Below are 17,578 nucleotides of genomic sequence, written 5' to 3'. Positions count from 1 at the left end.
AGGAGGACCGCGGAACGCCCGTCAGGGCCGAAGCACCGGCCGCTCAGGAACATAGGAGTTCCCGACGCAGCCCCCGCTCGAACCGCTCCCGCCGCGACAAGCTCGCAAGGCCTTGCGCCCTCCCCCGCGACGGAACCCCCGGATGCTGCCCCACGCCCAAACCGACGTCGGAAAGTCGCGGATGGAAAAACGCACCGCGTTGAAAGGGCGAGGAAACCCGGGAGAAGTTGGGATGACTTCCACCAGCCAGCCGACGCTTTCCTTCCCCGCTTGCCGGGGAAGGTGGGCGCCGGAGGCGGTCGGATGGGGTGGCTGCAGGCAATGCATCGACCGGCTGAAGAACATCAGTTGAGCCGGTGTTTCACCCCCCATCCGTCTCGCTCCGCGAGCCACCTTCCCCCGCAAGGGGGGAAGGATTTTACGGCGTCAGCGTCTCCACGCCGGCGTCCGTGCCGATGATCGCTTCGTCGGCGAGGTCGAGGAAGAGGCCGTGCTCGACGACGCCGGTGACCAGTTTCAGGTCGTCGGCGAGGCGGGCGGGGTCGTGGATGACGCCGCATTTCGCATCGTAGATCACATTGCCGCCGTCGGTGCGGACCATGCCCCGCTCCGCCGTCCGGAAGCGGCCCGGGAAGGCGACGTCGTGATCGGTCAGCACGTCGGAGATGCGCGCGCCCGTGGTCTTGTAGCCGAAGGCGACGACCTCGATCGGCAGGGGGAAGGCGCCGAGGTGGGGCACCACCTTGGCGGCGTCGGCGATGACGAGGCAGGTCGACGACGCCTCCCACACCAGCTTCTCGCGCAGCAGGGCCGCGCCGCCGCCCTTGATCAGGGCCAGGCCGGGGCCGATCTCGTCGGCGCCGTCGACGGTCAGGTCGATGCGGGAGACGTCTTCAAGCGTGACCAGGGGCAGGCCCAGCTCGCGGGCGAGGTCGGCGGTCGCCTCCGACGTGGGGACGCAGCGCAGGTTCGGCAGGTTCCGCGCCGCCAGCGCCTTGACGAACCAGGCGGCGGTGGAGCCGGTGCCGAGGCCGACGGTCATGCCCGCCTCGACGCGGAGGGCGGCGGCCTCGCCGGCGGCTTTCTTTTGGGAGTCGGCGCTCATGAAGCGCTCCTAGCGCGATCCCTCTCCCGGCGGGAGAGGGCTTGAGCGTCCAAGAGCGAAGCGATTGGAAACGCGAAAGGGTGAGGGGCTGCTGGCGAGAGGGAGCCCCTCACCCTTTCGGCTTGGCGCATCGCTGACGCTCTGCGAGCCTCAAGCCCTCTCCCGCCGGGAGAGGGTTCAGGATTTGGCCTTCTTCGCCCGCATCGTCTCCATGAAGCGGGCGGCCCAGCCGGGCTTGGCGGTCTGCGGCGCGCGGGCGAGGGCGAGGTCGCCGGGTGCGACGTCCGACGTCACCACGGAACCCGAGCCCACCATGGCGCCTGCGCCGATGGTGACCGGGGCGACCAGGGAGGTGTTGGAGCCGACGAAGGCCCCCTGCCCCACCTCCGTCCGGTGTTTGAAGAAGCCGTCGTAGTTGCAGAAGATGGTGCCCGCGCCGATGTTGGCGCCCGCCCCGACCACGCCGTCGCCCAGATAGGACAGGTGGTTGGCCTTGGCCCCCGCGCCCATGGTGACGTTCTTCACCTCGACGAAATTGCCGACCCTGGCCTTCTCGCCCAGCTTCGCGCCCGGGCGCAGGCGGGCGTAGGGGCCGGCCTCGGCGCCCGGACCGACCTCGGCGCCCTCGACGTGGCTGAAGGCGCGGATCTTCGCGCCCGATCGGACGACGGCGCCGGGGCCGAAGACGACGTAGGGCTCGATCACGGCGCCGGGCTCGACCTGGGTGTCCCAACTGACGAAGACGGTGTCGGGGGCGGGCATGCGCACGCCGGACGCCAGCAGGTCGTCGCGGCGGACCTTCTGGAACAGGGCCTCGGCCTGGGCCAGCTCGCCCTGGGCGTTGACGCCCATGACGGCGTCCTCGTCGGCGAAGACGGCGCGGGTGGGCTCGCCGCGCGCGCGGGCCAGGGCCACGACGTCGGTCAGATAGTATTCGCCCTTGGCGTTGTCGTTCCTGACCTCGGCCAGCAGGTCGAACAGCAGGCGCGAGGGCGCGGCCATGACGCCGGAGTTGCAGGCGGTGACCTTCAGCTGATCGGGCGACGCCTCCTTGTGCTCGACGATGGCCTCAAGCCCGCCGTCGGCGTCGATCAGCAGACGGCCGTAGCCAGTGGCGTCCCGGGCCTCGAAGCCCACCACGGTCAGGGCGTCGCCGAAGACGGGCTCGACGTCCGCGGCCTTCAGCAGGGGGACGTCGCCGTAGGTGACGACCACCTGCCCGTCGAAGTCGGCCATCAGGTCACGCGCGGCCAGCACGGCGTGGCCGGTGCCCAGCGGCGGGTCCTGCACGGCGATGGACGTGGCTCCGAGGCGCTTCTCGACGTGGGCACGGACCTCCGGGCTGTGGTTTCCGACGACCACGATCACGCGCTCGCAGCCCAGGCCCTCGGCGGCGTCGATGGCGTGGTCCAGCATGGCGCGGTGGCCTATGGGATGCAGCACCTTGGGCAGGCCGGACTTCATCCGGGTGCCCTGGCCGGCGGCGAGGATGATGGCGGCGCGACGGGTCATGCGGGCTCCGGAGATCGGCTGTCGGGTCGCGTTTACAGCGGCGGCGATTCAAATAGAACCGGGTGCATGAAAGACCTGAACGGCTGGACGATCGCCTTCGACCTGGACGGCACGCTGGTGGAGACGGCCCCCGACCTGATCGGCACGCTGAACCGGCTTCTGGCGGCGCGCGGGCTGCCGCCCCGGCCGGTCGAAGCGGCGCGGCATCTGGTGGGGCACGGGGCGGTGGCCCTGCTGAAGGACGGGTTCCGCGAGGCGGGGGCGGACTGGGACGAGGCGGAGCGGCCGGCGCTGTTGGCCGCGTTCCTGGAGGACTATCTGGCGCACATCTGCGACCACAGCCACGTCTACCCCGGCGTGGAGGCTGCGCTGGACCGTCTGGCGGCGCGGGGCGCGATCCTGTGCACAGCGACGAACAAGCCGACGCACCTGTCGCTGGCGCTGTTCGGACGGCTGGGGCTGACCGGGCGGTTCGCGGCGATCTGCGGCGCGGACGCGGTGTCGTCCCGCAAGCCCGACGCGGCGCACATCCGCGAGACGGTGCTGAGGGCCGGCGGCGATCCGGGGCGCGCGATCATGGTGGGCGATTCGATCACCGACGTGCGGGCGGCGCGGGCGACGGGCGTGCCGGTGATCGTGACCACCTTCGGCTATACCGAAATCCCCGCACGCGATCTGGGCGGAGACGCGCTGATCGACGGCTTCGGGGAGCTGGAGGCGGCGATCGATCGGATAGTGGCGGCGAGACTTGCCTCGCGCATTTCCCCAAGCTATGTCCCCGCCTCCTAGAAACGGCCCGGATGCGTAGCTCAGCGGGAGAGCACCTCGTTCACACCGAGGGGGTCACAGGTTCAATCCCTGTCGCATCCACCATTTCGCCGTTATCTCACCCTACAGGCCGCCGTCCGCCGATCCCGCGCAGACCGTTCGCGCGCTGACTCGTGCTATTGGACCCACGCCCATGCCCTTCCCCGCCAGCCATCCCGCGCTCGACCGCGCCCTGTCCGAACGCGGCTATGACGAGCCGACGGCGGTGCAGTCCGCCGTGCTCGAGGCCGAAGCCGGGCGCGACCTGCTGGTCTCGGCGCAGACGGGGTCGGGCAAGACCGTGGCGTTCGGGCTGGCGCTGGCCACGACCCTGCTGGGCGAGACGGAACGGTTCGCGGACAACGCGGCGCCCGAGGCCCTGATCATCGCGCCGACGCGCGAGCTGGCGCTGCAGGTGTCGAAGGAGCTGGAGTGGCTGTACGCCAAGGCCGGCGCGCGGATCGCCACCTGCGTCGGCGGCATGGATCCGCGGGCGGAGCGGCGCGTGCTGGAGCGCGGCGCCGCCATCGTGGTGGGCACGCCGGGGCGGCTGAAGGATCACGTGGAGCGCGGCGGGCTGGACCTGTCGCAGCTGAAGGCCGTGGTGCTGGACGAGGCCGACGAGATGCTGGACATGGGGTTCAGCGAGGATCTGACCTTCATCCTTGACCAGGCCCCGCCGGCGCGGCGGACCCTGCTGTTCTCGGCCACGATCGCGCGCGAGATCGCGCAGCTGGCCAAGACCTATCAGCGCGACGCGATCCGCATCGACACGACGTCGAAGACGGTCGCGCACGGCGACATCGCCTACAAGGCCATCCGCGTCGCGCCGCACGAGATCGAGCACGGCGTGGTCAACGTGCTGCGCTGGTTCGAGAGCCCGGGCGCCCTGGTGTTCGCCAACACGCGCGAGCGGGTGAAGCACCTGACGGCGAGCCTGCGCGAGCGGGGGTTCGAGGTCGTGGGCCTCTCGGGCGAGCTGACGCAGTCGCTGCGGTCGGAAGCCCTGCAGGCGCTGCGGGACGGGCATGCGCGGGTGTGCGTGGCCACCGACGTGGCGGCGCGCGGGCTGGACCTGCCGGACCTGGGGCTGGTCATCCACGCCGAGATCCCGGTGAACAAGGCGACGCTGCTGCACCGCTCGGGCCGGACCGGGCGCGCGGGCAAGAAGGGCACCTCGGTGCTGATGGTCAGCCACACGCGGCGCCGCAAGGTCGAGCTGATGCTGCGCTCGGCCAACATCGAGGCGGAATGGGCGGGGCCGCCGTCGGCCGACGAGATCCGGGCCAAGGATCAGGAGCGGATGCTGACCGACCCGGTGCTGACGGCGCCGGCCGATGAAGATTCGCTGGAGATGGGGCGCAAGCTGCTGGAGCGGTCGAGCCCCGAGCAGGTCGCGGCCGCCCTGATCCGGCTGTACCGCGAGAAGCTGCCGCCGCCCGAGGACGTGCAGGACGACGCGCGCATGGCGCGGACCATGGAAGGCGAGCGTGGGCGGCGCGAGCGCGAGCCGGTCGACTTCGCGCAGGGCGGCGACATGAGCTGGTTCCGCATCAACGTGGGCCGCGAGAAGAACGCCGATCCGAAGTGGCTGCTGCCGCTGATCTGCCGCCTGGGGCACGTGACCAAGCGCGACGTGGGCTCGATCAAGATCTTCGACCGCGAGACCAAGTTCGAGATCACGCAAGAGGCGGAGGCCAAGTTCCGCGCGGCGATCGCGAAAGCCGCGGACGAGGACGTGTCGATCAGCGACGCGGTGGCGCCCGCGCCGGGCGAGAAGACCGCGCGGCCCAAGGCCTTCGTCAAGCCGCGTCGCGACTTCGACGGCCCGAAGAAGCCGTGGACGCCGCGTCCGGAACGGACCGCCGAGGCGCCGCCCGTTCCCGAGAGCAGCAAGCCGAAGTGGGTCAAGCGGACCAAGGACGATCCGACGCCCGTCGGCAAGAAGCCGTGGGTCGAGAAGCCGCGCGGCGAGAAGAAGCCGTGGGCCGGCAAGCCGGGCGCCAAGCCGTTCCGCGCGAAGACGGACGGAAAGCCGTTCAAGGGCAAGCCCAAGCGCGGGTGAAATCCTCCCCCGCCTTCGCGGGGGAGGGGGACCGCGAAGCGGTGGAGGGGCCCGCCCCAAACACCGGCGCGCGTGTCCGCCCCCTCCACCATCCTTCGGATGGTCCCCCTCCCCTGTTCGCTGCGCTCCGGGGGAGGATTGCACCGGCCCTGTAACCGTTTACGCTGACGCCAAACAAGAAACCGGCGTGGGTGGAGACGGATGGCGGACGTTCGGCTGAGCGGCGTGACGAAGAGCTTCGGCGCCGTTCAGGTGCTGAAGGGCATCGATCTGGAGATCGCCGACGGCGAGTTCACAGTGTTCGTGGGACCCTCGGGCTGCGGCAAGTCCACCCTGCTGCGCACCATCGCCGGGCTGGAGGAGCTGGACGGCGGATCGATCTCCATCGGCGGACGCGACGTGACGGGGCTGTCCCCGTCGGACCGGGGCATCGCCATGGTGTTCCAGTCCTATGCGCTGTACCCGCACATGACGGTGCGCGAGAACATGGGCTTCGCCCTGTCGCTGGCGAAGATGGACAAGGCGGAGGTCAAGCGCCGCGTCGACGCCGCCGCCGAGGTGCTGAACATCAAGGATTATCTGGACCGCAAGCCCAAGGCCCTGTCGGGCGGGCAGCGCCAGCGGGTGGCCATCGGCCGGGCCATCGTGCGCGAGCCGGAGGTGTTCCTGTTCGACGAGCCTCTGTCGAACCTGGACGCCGCCCTGCGCGTGCGGATGCGATACGAGTTCGCCAGCCTGCACCAGCGGCTGGGCACGACGATGATCTACGTGACCCACGACCAGGTGGAGGCCATGACCCTGGCCGACCGGATCGTGGTGCTGAACGCCGGCAAGATCGAACAGGTCGGCGCGCCGATGGAGCTGTACGAGCGCCCGGCCAACCGCTTCGTCGCCGAGTTCATCGGCAGCCCCAAGATGAACCTGATCCCGGCGGAGGTCGTCGAGGCCGGCGGCGGCCAGGTGACGGTGAAGACCGCCTCCGGCGCGATCATGCCGGCGGCGGTGAAGGCGAACGGCGCGAAGGTCGGCGACAAGGTCACCCTGGGCGTGCGCCCCGAGCACCTGTCGCCCAAGGGACCCGGCGGCGCGCTGACGGCGACGACGACCTTCGTCGAGACCCTGGGCCACGCCACCTACGCCTATCTGGACGGCGGCGACGGCGACATGCTGACGGCCCAGCTGGACGGCGCCGAGCGACCCGCGCAGGGGCAAAGCCTGACGCTGAAGGCCCCGGCGGAGAAGGTGCAGCTGTTCGACGCCGAAGGACGGGCGTTCGAGCGGGCCTGAACGGCCCGGCTCTCCCTTCAGGCGAGGGAAACCCGCATCACCTCATCTCCACCCGCCGGGCGTTCGCCGGGATCCTGAGCACGTGGCCTTCCCACTGCGCGGCACGTCCGTCGATGCGAACGCGGGCGGGGACGGGCCGGTCTTCGGGCCAGTGCAGTTCGAAGCCCCCGGTCGGCGAGGCCATGCCGGTGAAGGTCAGGGTCCAGGCGGCGCCGTCGCGCTTGAGATGCCATGACAGCAGACCATGCGCGGTCCGCAGGTCGCGGACGCCGACGCCGGTTTCGGAGGCCATCCAGTCGAACGGCAGGCCGGCGGCCAGCACCAGCACGCCCTCATCCACGCGCTCGTACACCAGCAGGTCGATGGCGGAGCGGATGTAGTCCGAGCTGATCCAGGCGTGGGGCATGTCGCCGATGAAGCGGGGCTCGCGCTCGTGGTGGCCGACGACTTCGGCCCAACCGTTCCAGGCCACGGGACGCATGTCGGCGAAGTAGAAGTCCAGCGCGCGCAACGCCTCCTCGCGACGACCGAGACGGATCAGGGCACCCACATTGCGCAGCTCGTAGGGCGTGTAATCGCGCCAGGTCATGCGGTTCTCCTGACGCGCGGTGAAGTTGTCCCACCACTTGTCGAACGTGTTGTTCAGGAGCGGCTGCGGCAGTTCGTCGATGAAACCGCCGGGCGACAGGCCGATGGTGGTCGAGGTGGCGTCGAAGTCGCCGCGGTCCGCGGCGCCGGCGATCCAGTCGATGTCGTGGAAGGCGGCGGTCGCCGTGATGGAGGTCATGACGTCGGTCTGAAACTCCGCCCCTGCCGCGCGGATGCGGGCGGCCGCGTCGGCGTCACCCAGGACGTCGGCGATGAAGGCGGCGTCGCGGTAGCCGATCAGACCCCAGAAGTCGTCCCAGTAGGAATAGGCCGGAGCATCGGAATAGCCCTCATGGCTGATGGTCGGCGGCAGCAGGCCGAACAGGTGACGCTTGTCGGCCGCCTGGAACTCCGCCGTACGGGTCGTGGCGCGCAGGCCGTCCATGTAGGCGATCGCCTTCTGCACCTGGGGCCAGACGCGTTCCAGCGCGGCGTGGTCGCGGGTGTGGCGCCAGTTCTCGGCGGCCAGAAAGATGAACTCGCCGTGGCTGTCGTTCTCGGGCACCGGGTCGGAGCCGCGGGCATCGACGCAGCACGGCACCTTGCCGTCCTCGAAGACATAGGGGGCGTACCAGGCCAGATAGGCGGCCGAGACGTCGGCGTGGCCCAGCCGGTTCAGCCCCTCGGCCATCATGGCGCCGTCGCGGATCCAGGACCGGTTGTAGCTGCGCGTGCCGGGCTGGATGATCGGGCCCTGACGCGACATGAGGATGTGGGCCAGGGAGGACTTGGCTACGTCCTCGATGCGCTGGGCCTGGGGCGGCAGGATCAGGTCGAACCGGTCGATCTTGCCGCGCCATTCGGCGGCGACGGCGTCCTCGGCGCCTTCGAGCACGGCTTCCACGGCGCCCGTCGCCGGGTGGTCGGGCGTCGAACCCGCGAGCCTGGCCAGGAAGCCGAAGGTGCGGCTCTCGCCGGGCTGGAGCGTGACGTCATACAGGAGAGCGCCGGCCATCAGGCCCGAAGCGTCGGACTCCACGATCCGGTCGTCGGCCGAGCGGCGGGCGGCCGCGTCGGCGATCAGCGCCTGCGGATCGGCGCCCGCCTGAAAGGTCGAGGTCGAGACGGCGTCCGGCATGACCAAGGCCGAGACCCTGACCGCATCGTTCAGAACCAGACTGGAGCCGTTCCAGTCGATCTGTTCGATGGGGCCTACCCCGCCGGGGATGGCCAGGAACTGGACCGGGCCGTTGACCTGGAACGGGCGGGCGGCCAGGGCGAGCGTCAGGGTGCGCGGGCGGGGTGAGGTGTTGGTCAAGACATAGCGGCCCCACAGACTCGAGCTGTCCGGCGTGCCGTCGGCGAAGCTGGTGATCGAAAGGGTCCAGTCGTCGGCCATCCAGGTGACCGTCGGGATGGGCAGGTCGTTCTCGCGCAGCGACTGGGCGGTCGCGACGTCGGCCCAGGTGATGAGGCGGCCGTTGTCGACGACGAAGGGCTCGATGGAGGGGCCGGCACGGCGCAGTTCGATCGCGCCGTCCTCGGACATCAGGCCGCTCTCGCCGCCGCCGTCGACGCCGACCAGGGTCCAGTAGGGCTGCTCACCCAGAAAACCGCGGGGGTAGAGGCCGCGCAGGTTTTCCTCGGCGACGGCCATGACGAACTTGGTCGGCGTCTCGCCGAAGGACAGGGGTTCGATCTCGACCGAGGACAGGGCGTAGGCATTGGTGGCCGCCTGACCGAGCCGCTGGCCGGCGCCCGCCTGACCGACGACGCCCGACTGGTCGAGGGGACGCTGCATGTCGATGCGCAGCCAGCGTGCGGAGGTCTCGGGCGTGAGCAGCCAGTCGGCGCCGCCGTCGCCGTCGATCACGCGGGTGAGCTCGCGCCACTCGCGGCCGTCCGATGACGCCTGCACCACGTAGCCGGAGGCGGCGTAGCGGTCGGCCCAACGCAGGGTCAGTCCGCCGAACTCGCGCTCGTAGCCGAGGTCCAGCGTCAGGGACTGGGCGGCGCCCGGCTGCGATCGCCAGAAGGTGCCGAGGTCGTCGTCGACGGCGCGGGCGGCGACGTTCAGCGCGTCCGTGCTGCTGGCCTCGGCCAACGGCCGCGGGGGGACGCCGGGCTCGGGCGGCAGGTCGCGGATTTCGAGCTGGTCGACCTCCAGCGCGCCGGCGCCGCCCTGCCCGGCCGTGACCACGAACTCGATGCGCTCGGCGCCGCGGAAGGTGCGGTCGGGGTCGGGGCCCCAGGCCCAGGTGATCTGGCGCTTTTTGATCGTGAAGCGGGTCCACTCGGCGGGCGCCTGAAAGTTCTCGATGCGGCGCCAGTGGACGTTGCGGCCGGTGGCGTCGACGAATTTGATCTCCAGCGTGTTGGGCCGCATGTCGCCGCGCGCCCAGAAGCTGATCTCGAAATTTTCCGGCACGTCGAGGTCGATGGCGCGGGCGGCGAAGGCATAGCCCGATCGGCCGTTGAAGTCGTAGCTGAGCCGCATGGCCCGGCCCTCGCGTCCGTCCACCGGGGCAATGTCCGACGAGACGTCGGTCGAGGCGTCGGCCGCCCACGGCGACAGGTCCTCGAAGGCGTCGAGGACGCGGGAGTCCTGGGCGAGGGCGGGCGAGGTGAGGACGAACGCCGCGAGGACGCCGGGGAGAACGCGCATACTGTCAGCTCCGCGGAAGGTCAGCCCTTCACGCTGCCCGCGAGCATGCCGCGGATGTAGTAGCGTTGCAGGACCAGGAAGAGGATCAGCACCGGGGCCACGGTGACGACCGCGCCGGCCATCATCATCTCGGCGTCCTGGACGTGCTCGCGCGACAGCGCGGCCAGGGCCACCGGCAGGGTGTAGTTGGACTGGTCCGTCAGCACGATCAGCGGCCACAGGAAGTCGTTCCAGCTGCCCAGGAAGACGAACAGGGCCAGGGTCACGACGATCGGCTGCAGCGTCGGCAGGACGACGCGGCGGAAGATCTGGCCTTCGGAGGCGCCGTCGACGCGCGCGGCCTCCAGCATCTCGTCGGGGATGGAGAGCGCGTACTGGCGCACCAGAAACAGGCCGAAGATGGACGCCAGCCAGGGCACCAGGGCACCGGCGTAGGTGTTCACGAGGCCCATCGACTTCAGCATCAAGAACAGCGGCAGAGTGCCGATCTGGGCCGGCACCACGAGCGCGGCGACCAGCAGCTGGAACAGGCGCTCGCGGCCGGCGAAGCGCAGCTTGGCGAAGGCGTAGCCGGCGGGCACGGTGAACAGCAGGGCCAGGATGGTGGCCAGGGTGGCCAGGATCAGGCTGTTCAGCATGTAGCGGCTCATGCCCTGGGTCACGAACAGGTCGCGATAGTGATCCAGCGTCGGCTGGGACGGGATCAGGGGCGGGGGAAAGGTCGTGGCCTCGCCCTGGCTCATGAAACTGACCGAGACCATCCAGGCAAGCGGGAACAGGACGATCGCCACAAGCCCCGCGACGGCCAGGTTGGCGAGGATCGCCTTGAGGCTGACGCGCCGGCTCATTCGTAGGCCCCCACGCGCTTCGCCACCGCCAGTTGGATCAGGGTCACGGCGAGAATGCAGAGGAAAAGGACGAAGGCGACGGCCGAGGCGGAGCCCAGGTTCCACCATTTGAAGCCCTCTTCGTACATGAAGTAGAGCACCGTCACGGTCGACTGGGCGGGCCCGCCCTGCGTCATGACGTAGGGCTCGGCGAACAGCTGGAAGAAGCCGGCGACCGAGATGATCGAGACCAGCAGCAGCGTCGGCGCGATGGCCGGCAGGGTCACGTGGCGGAAACGGGTCCAAGCGCCGGCGCCGTCGATCCGCGCGGCTTCGTGCAGCTCATCCGGAACGGTTTGCAACACGGCCAAGAAGATCAGCATGTTGTAGCCGAAGGTCTTCCACACGACGAAGATCAGGATGGCGGGGATGGAGGTGGCCGGGCTGCCCAGCCAGTCCACCGCGGGGACGCCGATCCCCGACAGGGCCCAGTTGATGACGCCGTAGCGGGTGTGCAGCAGGTAGTTCCACAGCACGGCGGTGGCCACCAGCGTGGTGACGAAGGGCGCGAAGAAGGCCACGCGCCAGACCGGCCGCCACCTGATGATGCGTGCATTCAGCAGCAGGGCGGCGGCCAGGGAAGCGGCGATGGAGGCCGGCACGCCGATCAGGGCGAACAGGCCGGTGTTCTTCATGGCCCCCCAGAACAAGGGGTTGCCGAACAGGTTGACGTAGTTGTCCAGGCCGACGAACCGCAGGTTCCTGAGGTCCGCAAGGGCGTAGATGTCGAAGTCGGTCAGGCTGAGCAGCAGGGCCGCCAAGACCGGCACGGCGAAGAAGACGCCGATGGCGATCAGGGCCGGCGCGACGAAGCCCCAGGCCGCGCGCGAGCGACTACGGGAGGTGACGGCGGGGCGGCGTGGTTTGGCCGCGAGGGTCGCTTCGACGGCGGTCATGCCCTGCCCTGCTCCCTCATCCAGCGGCGCTTGGCCAAGAGGCGGTCGGCGCGGCGATCGATTTCGGCGGCGGCGGTTTCGGGGGTGAACTCGCCGCGGACCATGCGTTCGGCGACGATCTGCATCTCGGTGACGACGCGCTCCCACTCCGGCGCCTTGGGCACCGGGCGCGCGCGTTCCAGCTGGCCCTTGAAGGCCGTGATGGCGGGGTCGGCGACGACGGCCGGGTCAGCCCAGGCGCTGGGCCGGCTGGGCAGGTCGCCGGTGATGCGGTTGAACTCCACCTGGGTCGCCGGGTCCATCAGGAAGCGCACCAGCTTCCACGCCGCTTCCTGATTGAGGGAGGAGCGGTAGACCACCAGCGAGGAGCCGCCGGGAGCTGAGGCGCCGGGGCCGCGCGGGCCGGGCACGCCGGCGGTGTTCCACTGCGTCGTGGGCGACAGCCGGTCGCGGAATTCGCCGATGGTCCACGGTCCCGAGAAGTGGAAGCTGAACCAGCCGCGGTCGAACTCCGTCCAGACGTTGGAGATCTGGGTCGAGGAGGCGACGGGCGCCAGCCCCTCGTCGAACAGGCTCTTGTAGAAGGCCAGGGCCGCGACGAAGGACGGGCTGGAGAAGTTGCCGCGCGTGTCGTCGTCGCGCAGCAGCGGCTCGTCGCCCTGAAGTCCCAGCGTCAGAAGCTGCTCGAACTCGTTGAGCGGCAACAGGATCGCATACTTTTCCGGCCCCTGGATTCGCTTGACAGCGTGCATCGAGGCCTTCCAGTCGGCCCAGGTCGTGGGCACGGCGTCGTAGCCGGCGCGGCCGAGGATGTCGGTGCGCACGAACAGCAGGCGCGTGTCGACGTACCACGGCACGCCGACGAGGCGGCCGTTCACCCGGTTGGTGTCGAGCACCGCCGGAAACTGGTCGGTCAGCAGATCGGTGGCCGACGACGGCAGTTCACTGATCGCGCCGATGGCCGACATCTCGGACACCCAGGTGTTGCCGACCTGACTGAGGTCCGGCAGCGAGGAGCCGGCGTAGGCGGTCAGCAGCTTCTGGTGGGCGGCGGTCCAGGGCAGGGCCTGGACGTCCACGGTGATGCCGGGGTTCAACGCCTCGAACCGGGGCAGCAGTTGCGGGACGTTGGTCGCCTCATTGCCCATGGCCCAGAAGGTCAGGCGCGTGCCCTCCCCCCGCCGACCGCAACCGGCCAGACCTGCGGCGGCGCCGGCCATGAGGCCCAGCGCGGCGCGACGGTCGGGCCGGATCAGGCTCATGCGCGGTCCAGCCATCCGCCGGTGAACCCGGCGCGCTTCAGGCCGCGGATGAGATTGGGTTCGGACCGCATCCGCTTCCACACGGCGTCGGAGCGCCCGTTCTCGATCTGGATGACGATCGGGCCCTGGTCGATGCCCAGATAGTCGCCGTCGACCCAGCCCACGCCAGGCACGATCGCCCCGTGCTGAAGCGGCCCGTCGCGCTGCGTCAGAGTGGGATTGAAGCTGTCCAGGAAGCCGTACTGGGTCCAGATCCCGCCGCCGTAGCGGGCCTTCATGGCCTTGAAACAGGCCGTCACCTCGGCCGGAGCGAAGGGATAGCTGGCGAGCGCGGCGGTCGGGGCGATCGTGCCGTCGTCGCGCTCGCCGGGGCCGCGCGCCGAATAGGAGTGGAACTCGCGCTCGCGCCCGTCGATCACCTGTTTGAAATCGCCGGGGCCGTCGCAGGCGGTCAGGCCCCAGACCTGGGCGTCATAGCCGGTCCAGCCCTTGGGGTTTCGCACGGCATAGTCACGCTGGGCGGCGACGGCGCGGACGCTGTTCTGGAAATAGTCGAAGCCTGGAATTTCTGACTGCACCCCGCGCATCCAGGCGTCGCGGATACCGCGGAAGTCCACGTACATGTGGCTGTACTGGTGTCCGAACAGAGGGCCGAATTGCAGGTGCTTGGAGCCCCATTCCGCGTTGAAGCTGCGGTCGTAGACGCCGCACCACTCGGCCCAGACGTCCGGCGAGACCGGGTGCGTGCCGCTGCCGATGGCCAGCAGGAGGACCAGCATGCCCTCGTTGAAGACGTGCCAGTCGGACGGGATGAAGCCCGTCTCAGGATGCCAACCCATGGAGATGCGGTTGGGGCGGACCACGGTCCAATCCCATTCGACGCGGTCGTAGATCGCCTGTACCTTGGCGCGGATCTCCGACTCTTCGGCGTGGTCGCCGTCGAACCACTGCTTGGCGTAGAGCATGCCGCCCAGCAGCAGGGTGGTGTCCACGGTGGACAGCTCGGTCCGGTCGAAGCGGCGGCCGGTCTGCATGTCCAGGAAGTGATAGAAGAAGCCTTTGTGGCCCGTCATGCCGGTGGCGGCAGGCCCCTGAGGCGCGTCGTGGAAGAAGCGGATCGTCGCCAGGGTGCGGTCGCGCGCCTCCTCGCGGCTCATCCAGCCGCGCTCGACGCCGATCGGCCAGCAGGTCAGGGCGAAGCCGACGGCGGCGACGGAGGCGAAGGACGGCGTCGGCCACCGGTCGGGCGTCAGGCCGTTCTGGCGGTTCTGGGTCTCGGCGAACCAGCGGAAGGTGCGGAACTGAAGGTCGTCGATCTCCGGATCGACGCGGGCGGCCATGCCGGGAAGGCCAAGACCGGCGCAGCCCGAACCCGCGAGGGCGGCGGCGGATCCCACGGACAGAAGAAGTCGACGACGGTCCATGGGCGAATCCTTTACGCGAACTGGGGCAGGAACAAGAAAACGGGCCGCCGCGATCATCGACGTCGCGGCGGCCCGTCAGGCTCAGGAGACGATCACCAGCGATAACGCAGCCCGACCTGGAAGCTGCGGGTCGGGAAGGCCTGAGAGCGAGGATCCCCATACTCCGCCGAGCACAGGCATTGCTCGAAGCCGTTGTAGTTCCGGTAGTTGAACACGTTGATGGCGTCGAAAATCGCCTCGACCGCGTGGCCGTCCCACAGTTCGAAGGTGCGGGTCAGACGCAGATCGACCTGGCGGTAGGCCCAGGCGTCCGGAATGATGAAGCCGTACTTCTTGGGTCGGCCGGCGTTCCAGCAGATGTCCGGATTGGACGGATCGGGCCGGACGGCGGTCGGGCAGACGAACTGCGTGAACGGCGTGCCCGATCCCAGGGTCACGATGCCCGACAGTTTGAAGTCCGCCGGCAGGTCGATGATGCCCGAGGCGACGATGCGGTGCCGCTCGTCGAAAGACGACGGATACCACGGGGTCTGATCCGGAGAGTTGTAGTCGAAGTCGAAGCCCGCCAGCCCATTGTCGCGGCTGCCGTTCTGCTCGGCGTCCATGAAGGTGTAGGCGAAGTTGAAGCCCCAGCCGTCCTGAGCGTTGTAGGGCTTGTCCAGCTTCACATAGACCGCCTCGTACCGACGCTCGCGGTCATGCGCCGAGAAGAAGATCAGGTTGCGGAATTCCGGGAACCCGACCGAGCTGGGCGTGGGCCCCGAGAACCGGCCGCCGGTCTCGGTCGCCGCATTGGCGATGTACCAGGCGAACTCGTTCTTGGTGCGGCCCGCCGCCAGAGTGATCTCAGCCTGCCAGTCGCCGAGTTTCTGGCGCAGACCGATGTTGTACTGGTCGGTGTAGGGGATGGGCGCGTCGTTCTTGACCAGGAACACCTCGCCCGCGCCCGGCGCCGCGGCCAGCAGCGGGTCGAGGCCCGCCGGGGTCAGATAGACGGGGTTCCAAGCGACGGTGTTGACCCCGCCGCGCGGGCCGCCGGCGACGGAGAAGAAAATCTCCTTGTTGAACTGCAGCGGCTTGAAGCGTTCGTCGAAGGCGAAGTTGAAGCCGATGCGGTCGTAGTAGCGGCCGGCGCCGCCGAAGACGACCGTCCGCTCGTCGTCGAAGACGTCGTAGCTGAAGCCCACGCGCGGTTGCCACGCGTCCTTGAACGCTTCCCGGTCGCCATCGGAGATGTAGTCCGCCGGGTTGAAATACGACGGGAAATCATAGCCGGGCAGCGCCTGAATGGCGTTCAGCATGTTCCGGACGTTGGTCGGCGTCACGTAGTCGTTGTTGACCGCGTTGTCCTCATAGTCCCATCGCAGGCCGAGGTTGATCTCCAGCTGCGGGGTGATCTGCCAGTCGTCCTGAATGTAGAGGCCGATGACGTTGTTCTCGACGTCGGCCGCCGGAACGGCGGAGCCGAGGAAGACGCTGACGGGGATGTCGCGGCTGCCGTTGATCTCCGGGCGAGCCTCCACATCGAAGCGGAACTGAGGATTCCGTCCGAACTGCTTGTTCACGTACATCGTCTGCATCGAGTACTTGGCACCCAGCTTGATGGTGTGCGTGCCCATCCACTGGACGTCGGTGAACGTCAGGTCGTTCTTGAACGTCAGGTTTTCCTGCTCGATGTACTGATTGTCCGAACGGCCGCCGGTGTTGAACACGGTGCGGTCACGGTTGAAGACGTTGTACTGGAACCCCGGGGCCGCGTTGTCGTCGCGGAAGACGATGAACTCGCGACCGTAGTCCGAGAAGTTGAGCGCCGTCGGATTGTAGACGTACTGGAAGTAGTCGACGGTGGCCTCGTTGAAGAAGCCCGCGCCGGTCCACTGGTGCTTCAGCACGACCGAGCGCACGTCGGTGTTGACCTGCTGGGCGCGGTCGAAGGAGGTCGTGCCGCCGAAGTCGCGGATGTCGTTCTCATCGCGGAAGGTGCCGCTGAGCTCCAGACGGTGATCGGGGTTCACCTGCCAGGACAGCTTGCCGAACAGCAGATCCTGCTCGAACGGCGCGGCGAAGGTTCCGAACTCCGAGGCGAACAGCGACCCATAGGTGGCGTCGTTGGAGAAGACGCTGTTGGAACGCGTCTCGTCCTTGCGCTCATAGGCCATGAAGAAGTGCAGCGTGTCCTCGATGATCGGGCCGCCCACCGAGAAGCCGTACTGGAGGTTTTCCAGCGGCGGCTTCGGATCGCCGCGCCGACGGGCGAAGGAGTCCTGTTCGATCCAGTTCTCGTCCTGATAGGTGACGAAGACGTCGCCCGAGAAGTCGTTGGTGCCCGAGCGGGTCACGGCGGTGATGACGGCCGAGCCGGCCTGCTCATACTCGGCCTTGAAGTTCTGGGTGATGACCCGGAATTCCTGCACGCCGGCCTGCGGGAAGGGGTTGCCGCGGCTGTCGTCCTGGCCGGCCACGCCGCCGTCGATGATGGTCGATTTCTGATTCTGACCGTCGATGAACACGTTGATCTGCTGAGCGGGGGCGCCGCCGGCCGAGATGGTGCGTTCCTGGGGATCCTGCGACAGGCGCAGGCCAGGAGCCAAAGCCGCGAAATTCAGGAAGTTGCGGTTGATCTGGGGCAGGTTGTTGATCTGCGCCTGGCTGACGTTGGTGGCGATTTCGGGGGTGCGGACCTCGAAGATGCGGCGCCCGACGACGACGATGTCGTCGACCTGGGTCGCGCCGTCGGTCGAGACCCCCGCGGTGTCGAGATCCAACGTGCCGACCTGGCCCAGAGACAGGGTGACGGTGTCGACGGCGGCGTCGCCGTCGGCCGTCGCCACCGTGATCTCATAGGTGCCGGGGCGCAGGCCGGGGATCACATAGCCGCCGTCGGCGCCGATCCGGCCGCGCGAAGTGAAGCCGGTGGCCACGTCGCGGGCCGTGACCGTGCCGCCGGCCTCGGCCTGGCCGCCGTCCGTGACTGTGCCGCGCAGCGTGGCGCTGGAAACCTGGGCCGCAGCCGTGCCGGCGACGCCCAGCGAGACGGCGAGGGCCAGCGCCGAGGCCGCCCCGAGATAGCGCATGTTCAT

General features: G+C 69.1%; 11 protein-coding genes and 1 tRNA gene. 4 read left to right on the top strand and 8 right to left on the bottom strand.

The genetic code is table 11. The features are described from left to right. Positions 1-418 precede the first annotated feature (418 nt). Positions 419-1,105, bottom strand: coding sequence for a ribose-5-phosphate isomerase RpiA (gene rpiA / locus VGN45_RS00890; RefSeq protein WP_327458310.1), 687 nt, complete (start codon positions 1,103-1,105; stop codon positions 419-421). A 177-nt stretch (positions 1,106-1,282) separates the two neighbouring features. Beyond that, on the bottom strand, positions 1,283-2,617 hold the full coding sequence (glmU, locus tag VGN45_RS00885; protein ID WP_327458309.1) for a bifunctional UDP-N-acetylglucosamine diphosphorylase/glucosamine-1-phosphate N-acetyltransferase GlmU: 1,335 nt from the start codon (positions 2,615-2,617) through the stop codon (positions 1,283-1,285). A gap of 66 nt (positions 2,618-2,683) precedes the next feature. Here glmU and VGN45_RS00880 point away from each other — a divergent pair, with 66 nt between their 5' ends. The 4 genes from VGN45_RS00880 to VGN45_RS00865 all read left to right on the top strand — a co-directional run bounded on the left by VGN45_RS00880 (position 2,684) and on the right by VGN45_RS00865 (position 6,776). Then, positions 2,684-3,406 (top strand): HAD-IA family hydrolase, encoded by a 723-nt coding sequence (locus tag VGN45_RS00880; RefSeq protein ID WP_327458308.1) that lies wholly within the window; start codon positions 2,684-2,686, stop codon positions 3,404-3,406. 9 nt (positions 3,407-3,415) lie between these two features. Continuing rightward, a tRNA-Val gene (locus VGN45_RS00875) sits at positions 3,416-3,490 on the top strand. Between the two features lie 88 nt (positions 3,491-3,578). Further along, positions 3,579-5,489 carry a DEAD/DEAH box helicase gene (locus VGN45_RS00870; RefSeq protein ID WP_327458307.1) on the top strand — a complete coding sequence of 637 codons (1,911 nt, stop codon included), beginning with the start codon at positions 3,579-3,581 and terminating at the stop codon, positions 5,487-5,489. A gap of 201 nt (positions 5,490-5,690) precedes the next feature. Further along, positions 5,691-6,776: a sn-glycerol-3-phosphate ABC transporter ATP-binding protein UgpC gene (locus VGN45_RS00865; RefSeq protein ID WP_327458306.1), complete on the top strand. Its 1,086-nt coding sequence runs from the start codon at positions 5,691-5,693 to the stop codon at positions 6,774-6,776. A gap of 37 nt (positions 6,777-6,813) precedes the next feature. Here the strand turns inward: VGN45_RS00865 and VGN45_RS00860 are convergent, their stop codons facing one another. The 6 genes from VGN45_RS00860 to VGN45_RS00835 all read right to left on the bottom strand — a co-directional run bounded on the left by VGN45_RS00860 (position 6,814) and on the right by VGN45_RS00835 (position 17,578). Next, on the bottom strand, positions 6,814-10,029 hold the full coding sequence (locus VGN45_RS00860; RefSeq protein WP_327458305.1) for a discoidin domain-containing protein: 3,216 nt from the start codon (positions 10,027-10,029) through the stop codon (positions 6,814-6,816). A 20-nt stretch (positions 10,030-10,049) separates the two neighbouring features. After that, complete coding sequence (locus tag VGN45_RS00855) at positions 10,050-10,877, bottom strand: carbohydrate ABC transporter permease (protein ID WP_327458304.1); 828 nt, start codon at positions 10,875-10,877, stop codon at positions 10,050-10,052. Beyond that, complete coding sequence (locus VGN45_RS00850) at positions 10,874-11,812, bottom strand: sugar ABC transporter permease (protein ID WP_327458303.1); 939 nt, start codon at positions 11,810-11,812, stop codon at positions 10,874-10,876. The genes VGN45_RS00855 and VGN45_RS00850 overlap by 4 nt, the downstream gene beginning before the upstream one ends. Continuing rightward, positions 11,809-13,089, bottom strand: a complete 1,281-nt coding sequence (locus VGN45_RS00845) for a sugar ABC transporter substrate-binding protein (RefSeq protein ID WP_327458302.1) — start codon at positions 13,087-13,089, stop codon at positions 11,809-11,811. The genes VGN45_RS00850 and VGN45_RS00845 overlap by 4 nt, the downstream gene beginning before the upstream one ends. Then, positions 13,071-14,498, bottom strand: a complete 1,428-nt coding sequence (locus VGN45_RS00840) for a glucoamylase family protein (protein ID WP_327458301.1) — start codon at positions 14,496-14,498, stop codon at positions 13,071-13,073. The genes VGN45_RS00845 and VGN45_RS00840 overlap by 19 nt, the downstream gene beginning before the upstream one ends. Positions 14,499-14,590: 92 nt before the next feature. Then, on the bottom strand, positions 14,591-17,578 hold the full coding sequence (locus tag VGN45_RS00835; RefSeq protein WP_327458300.1) for a TonB-dependent receptor: 2,988 nt from the start codon (positions 17,576-17,578) through the stop codon (positions 14,591-14,593).

This window comes from Brevundimonas sp. (assembly GCF_035999125.1).
Classification (GTDB): Bacteria; Pseudomonadota; Alphaproteobacteria; order Caulobacterales; family Caulobacteraceae; genus Brevundimonas.
Note: the sequence above shows the minus strand (reverse complement) of the source record. Positions and strands in the feature narration are given on the sequence as shown.

What these genes read in the sequence shown, in the direction of transcription:
- VGN45_RS00850 (WP_327458303.1), bottom strand. Translation starts at nt 11,812, where the DNA reads ATGACCGCCGTCGAAGCGACCCTCGCGGCCAAACCACGCCGCCCCGCC.
- VGN45_RS00880 (WP_327458308.1), top strand. Translation starts at nt 2,684, where the DNA reads ATGAAAGACCTGAACGGCTGGACGATCGCCTTCGACCTGGACGGCACG.
- rpiA (WP_327458310.1), bottom strand. Translation starts at nt 1,105, where the DNA reads ATGAGCGCCGACTCCCAAAAGAAAGCCGCCGGCGAGGCCGCCGCCCTC.
- VGN45_RS00865 (WP_327458306.1), top strand. Translation starts at nt 5,691, where the DNA reads ATGGCGGACGTTCGGCTGAGCGGCGTGACGAAGAGCTTCGGCGCCGTT.
- VGN45_RS00860 (WP_327458305.1), bottom strand. Translation starts at nt 10,029, where the DNA reads ATGCGCGTTCTCCCCGGCGTCCTCGCGGCGTTCGTCCTCACCTCGCCC.
- VGN45_RS00855 (WP_327458304.1), bottom strand. Translation starts at nt 10,877, where the DNA reads ATGAGCCGGCGCGTCAGCCTCAAGGCGATCCTCGCCAACCTGGCCGTC.
- VGN45_RS00845 (WP_327458302.1), bottom strand. Translation starts at nt 13,089, where the DNA reads ATGGCTGGACCGCGCATGAGCCTGATCCGGCCCGACCGTCGCGCCGCG.
- VGN45_RS00870 (WP_327458307.1), top strand. Translation starts at nt 3,579, where the DNA reads ATGCCCTTCCCCGCCAGCCATCCCGCGCTCGACCGCGCCCTGTCCGAA.
- glmU (WP_327458309.1), bottom strand. Translation starts at nt 2,617, where the DNA reads ATGACCCGTCGCGCCGCCATCATCCTCGCCGCCGGCCAGGGCACCCGG.
- VGN45_RS00835 (WP_327458300.1), bottom strand. Translation starts at nt 17,578, where the DNA reads ATGAACATGCGCTATCTCGGGGCGGCCTCGGCGCTGGCCCTCGCCGTC.
- VGN45_RS00840 (WP_327458301.1), bottom strand. Translation starts at nt 14,498, where the DNA reads ATGGACCGTCGTCGACTTCTTCTGTCCGTGGGATCCGCCGCCGCCCTC.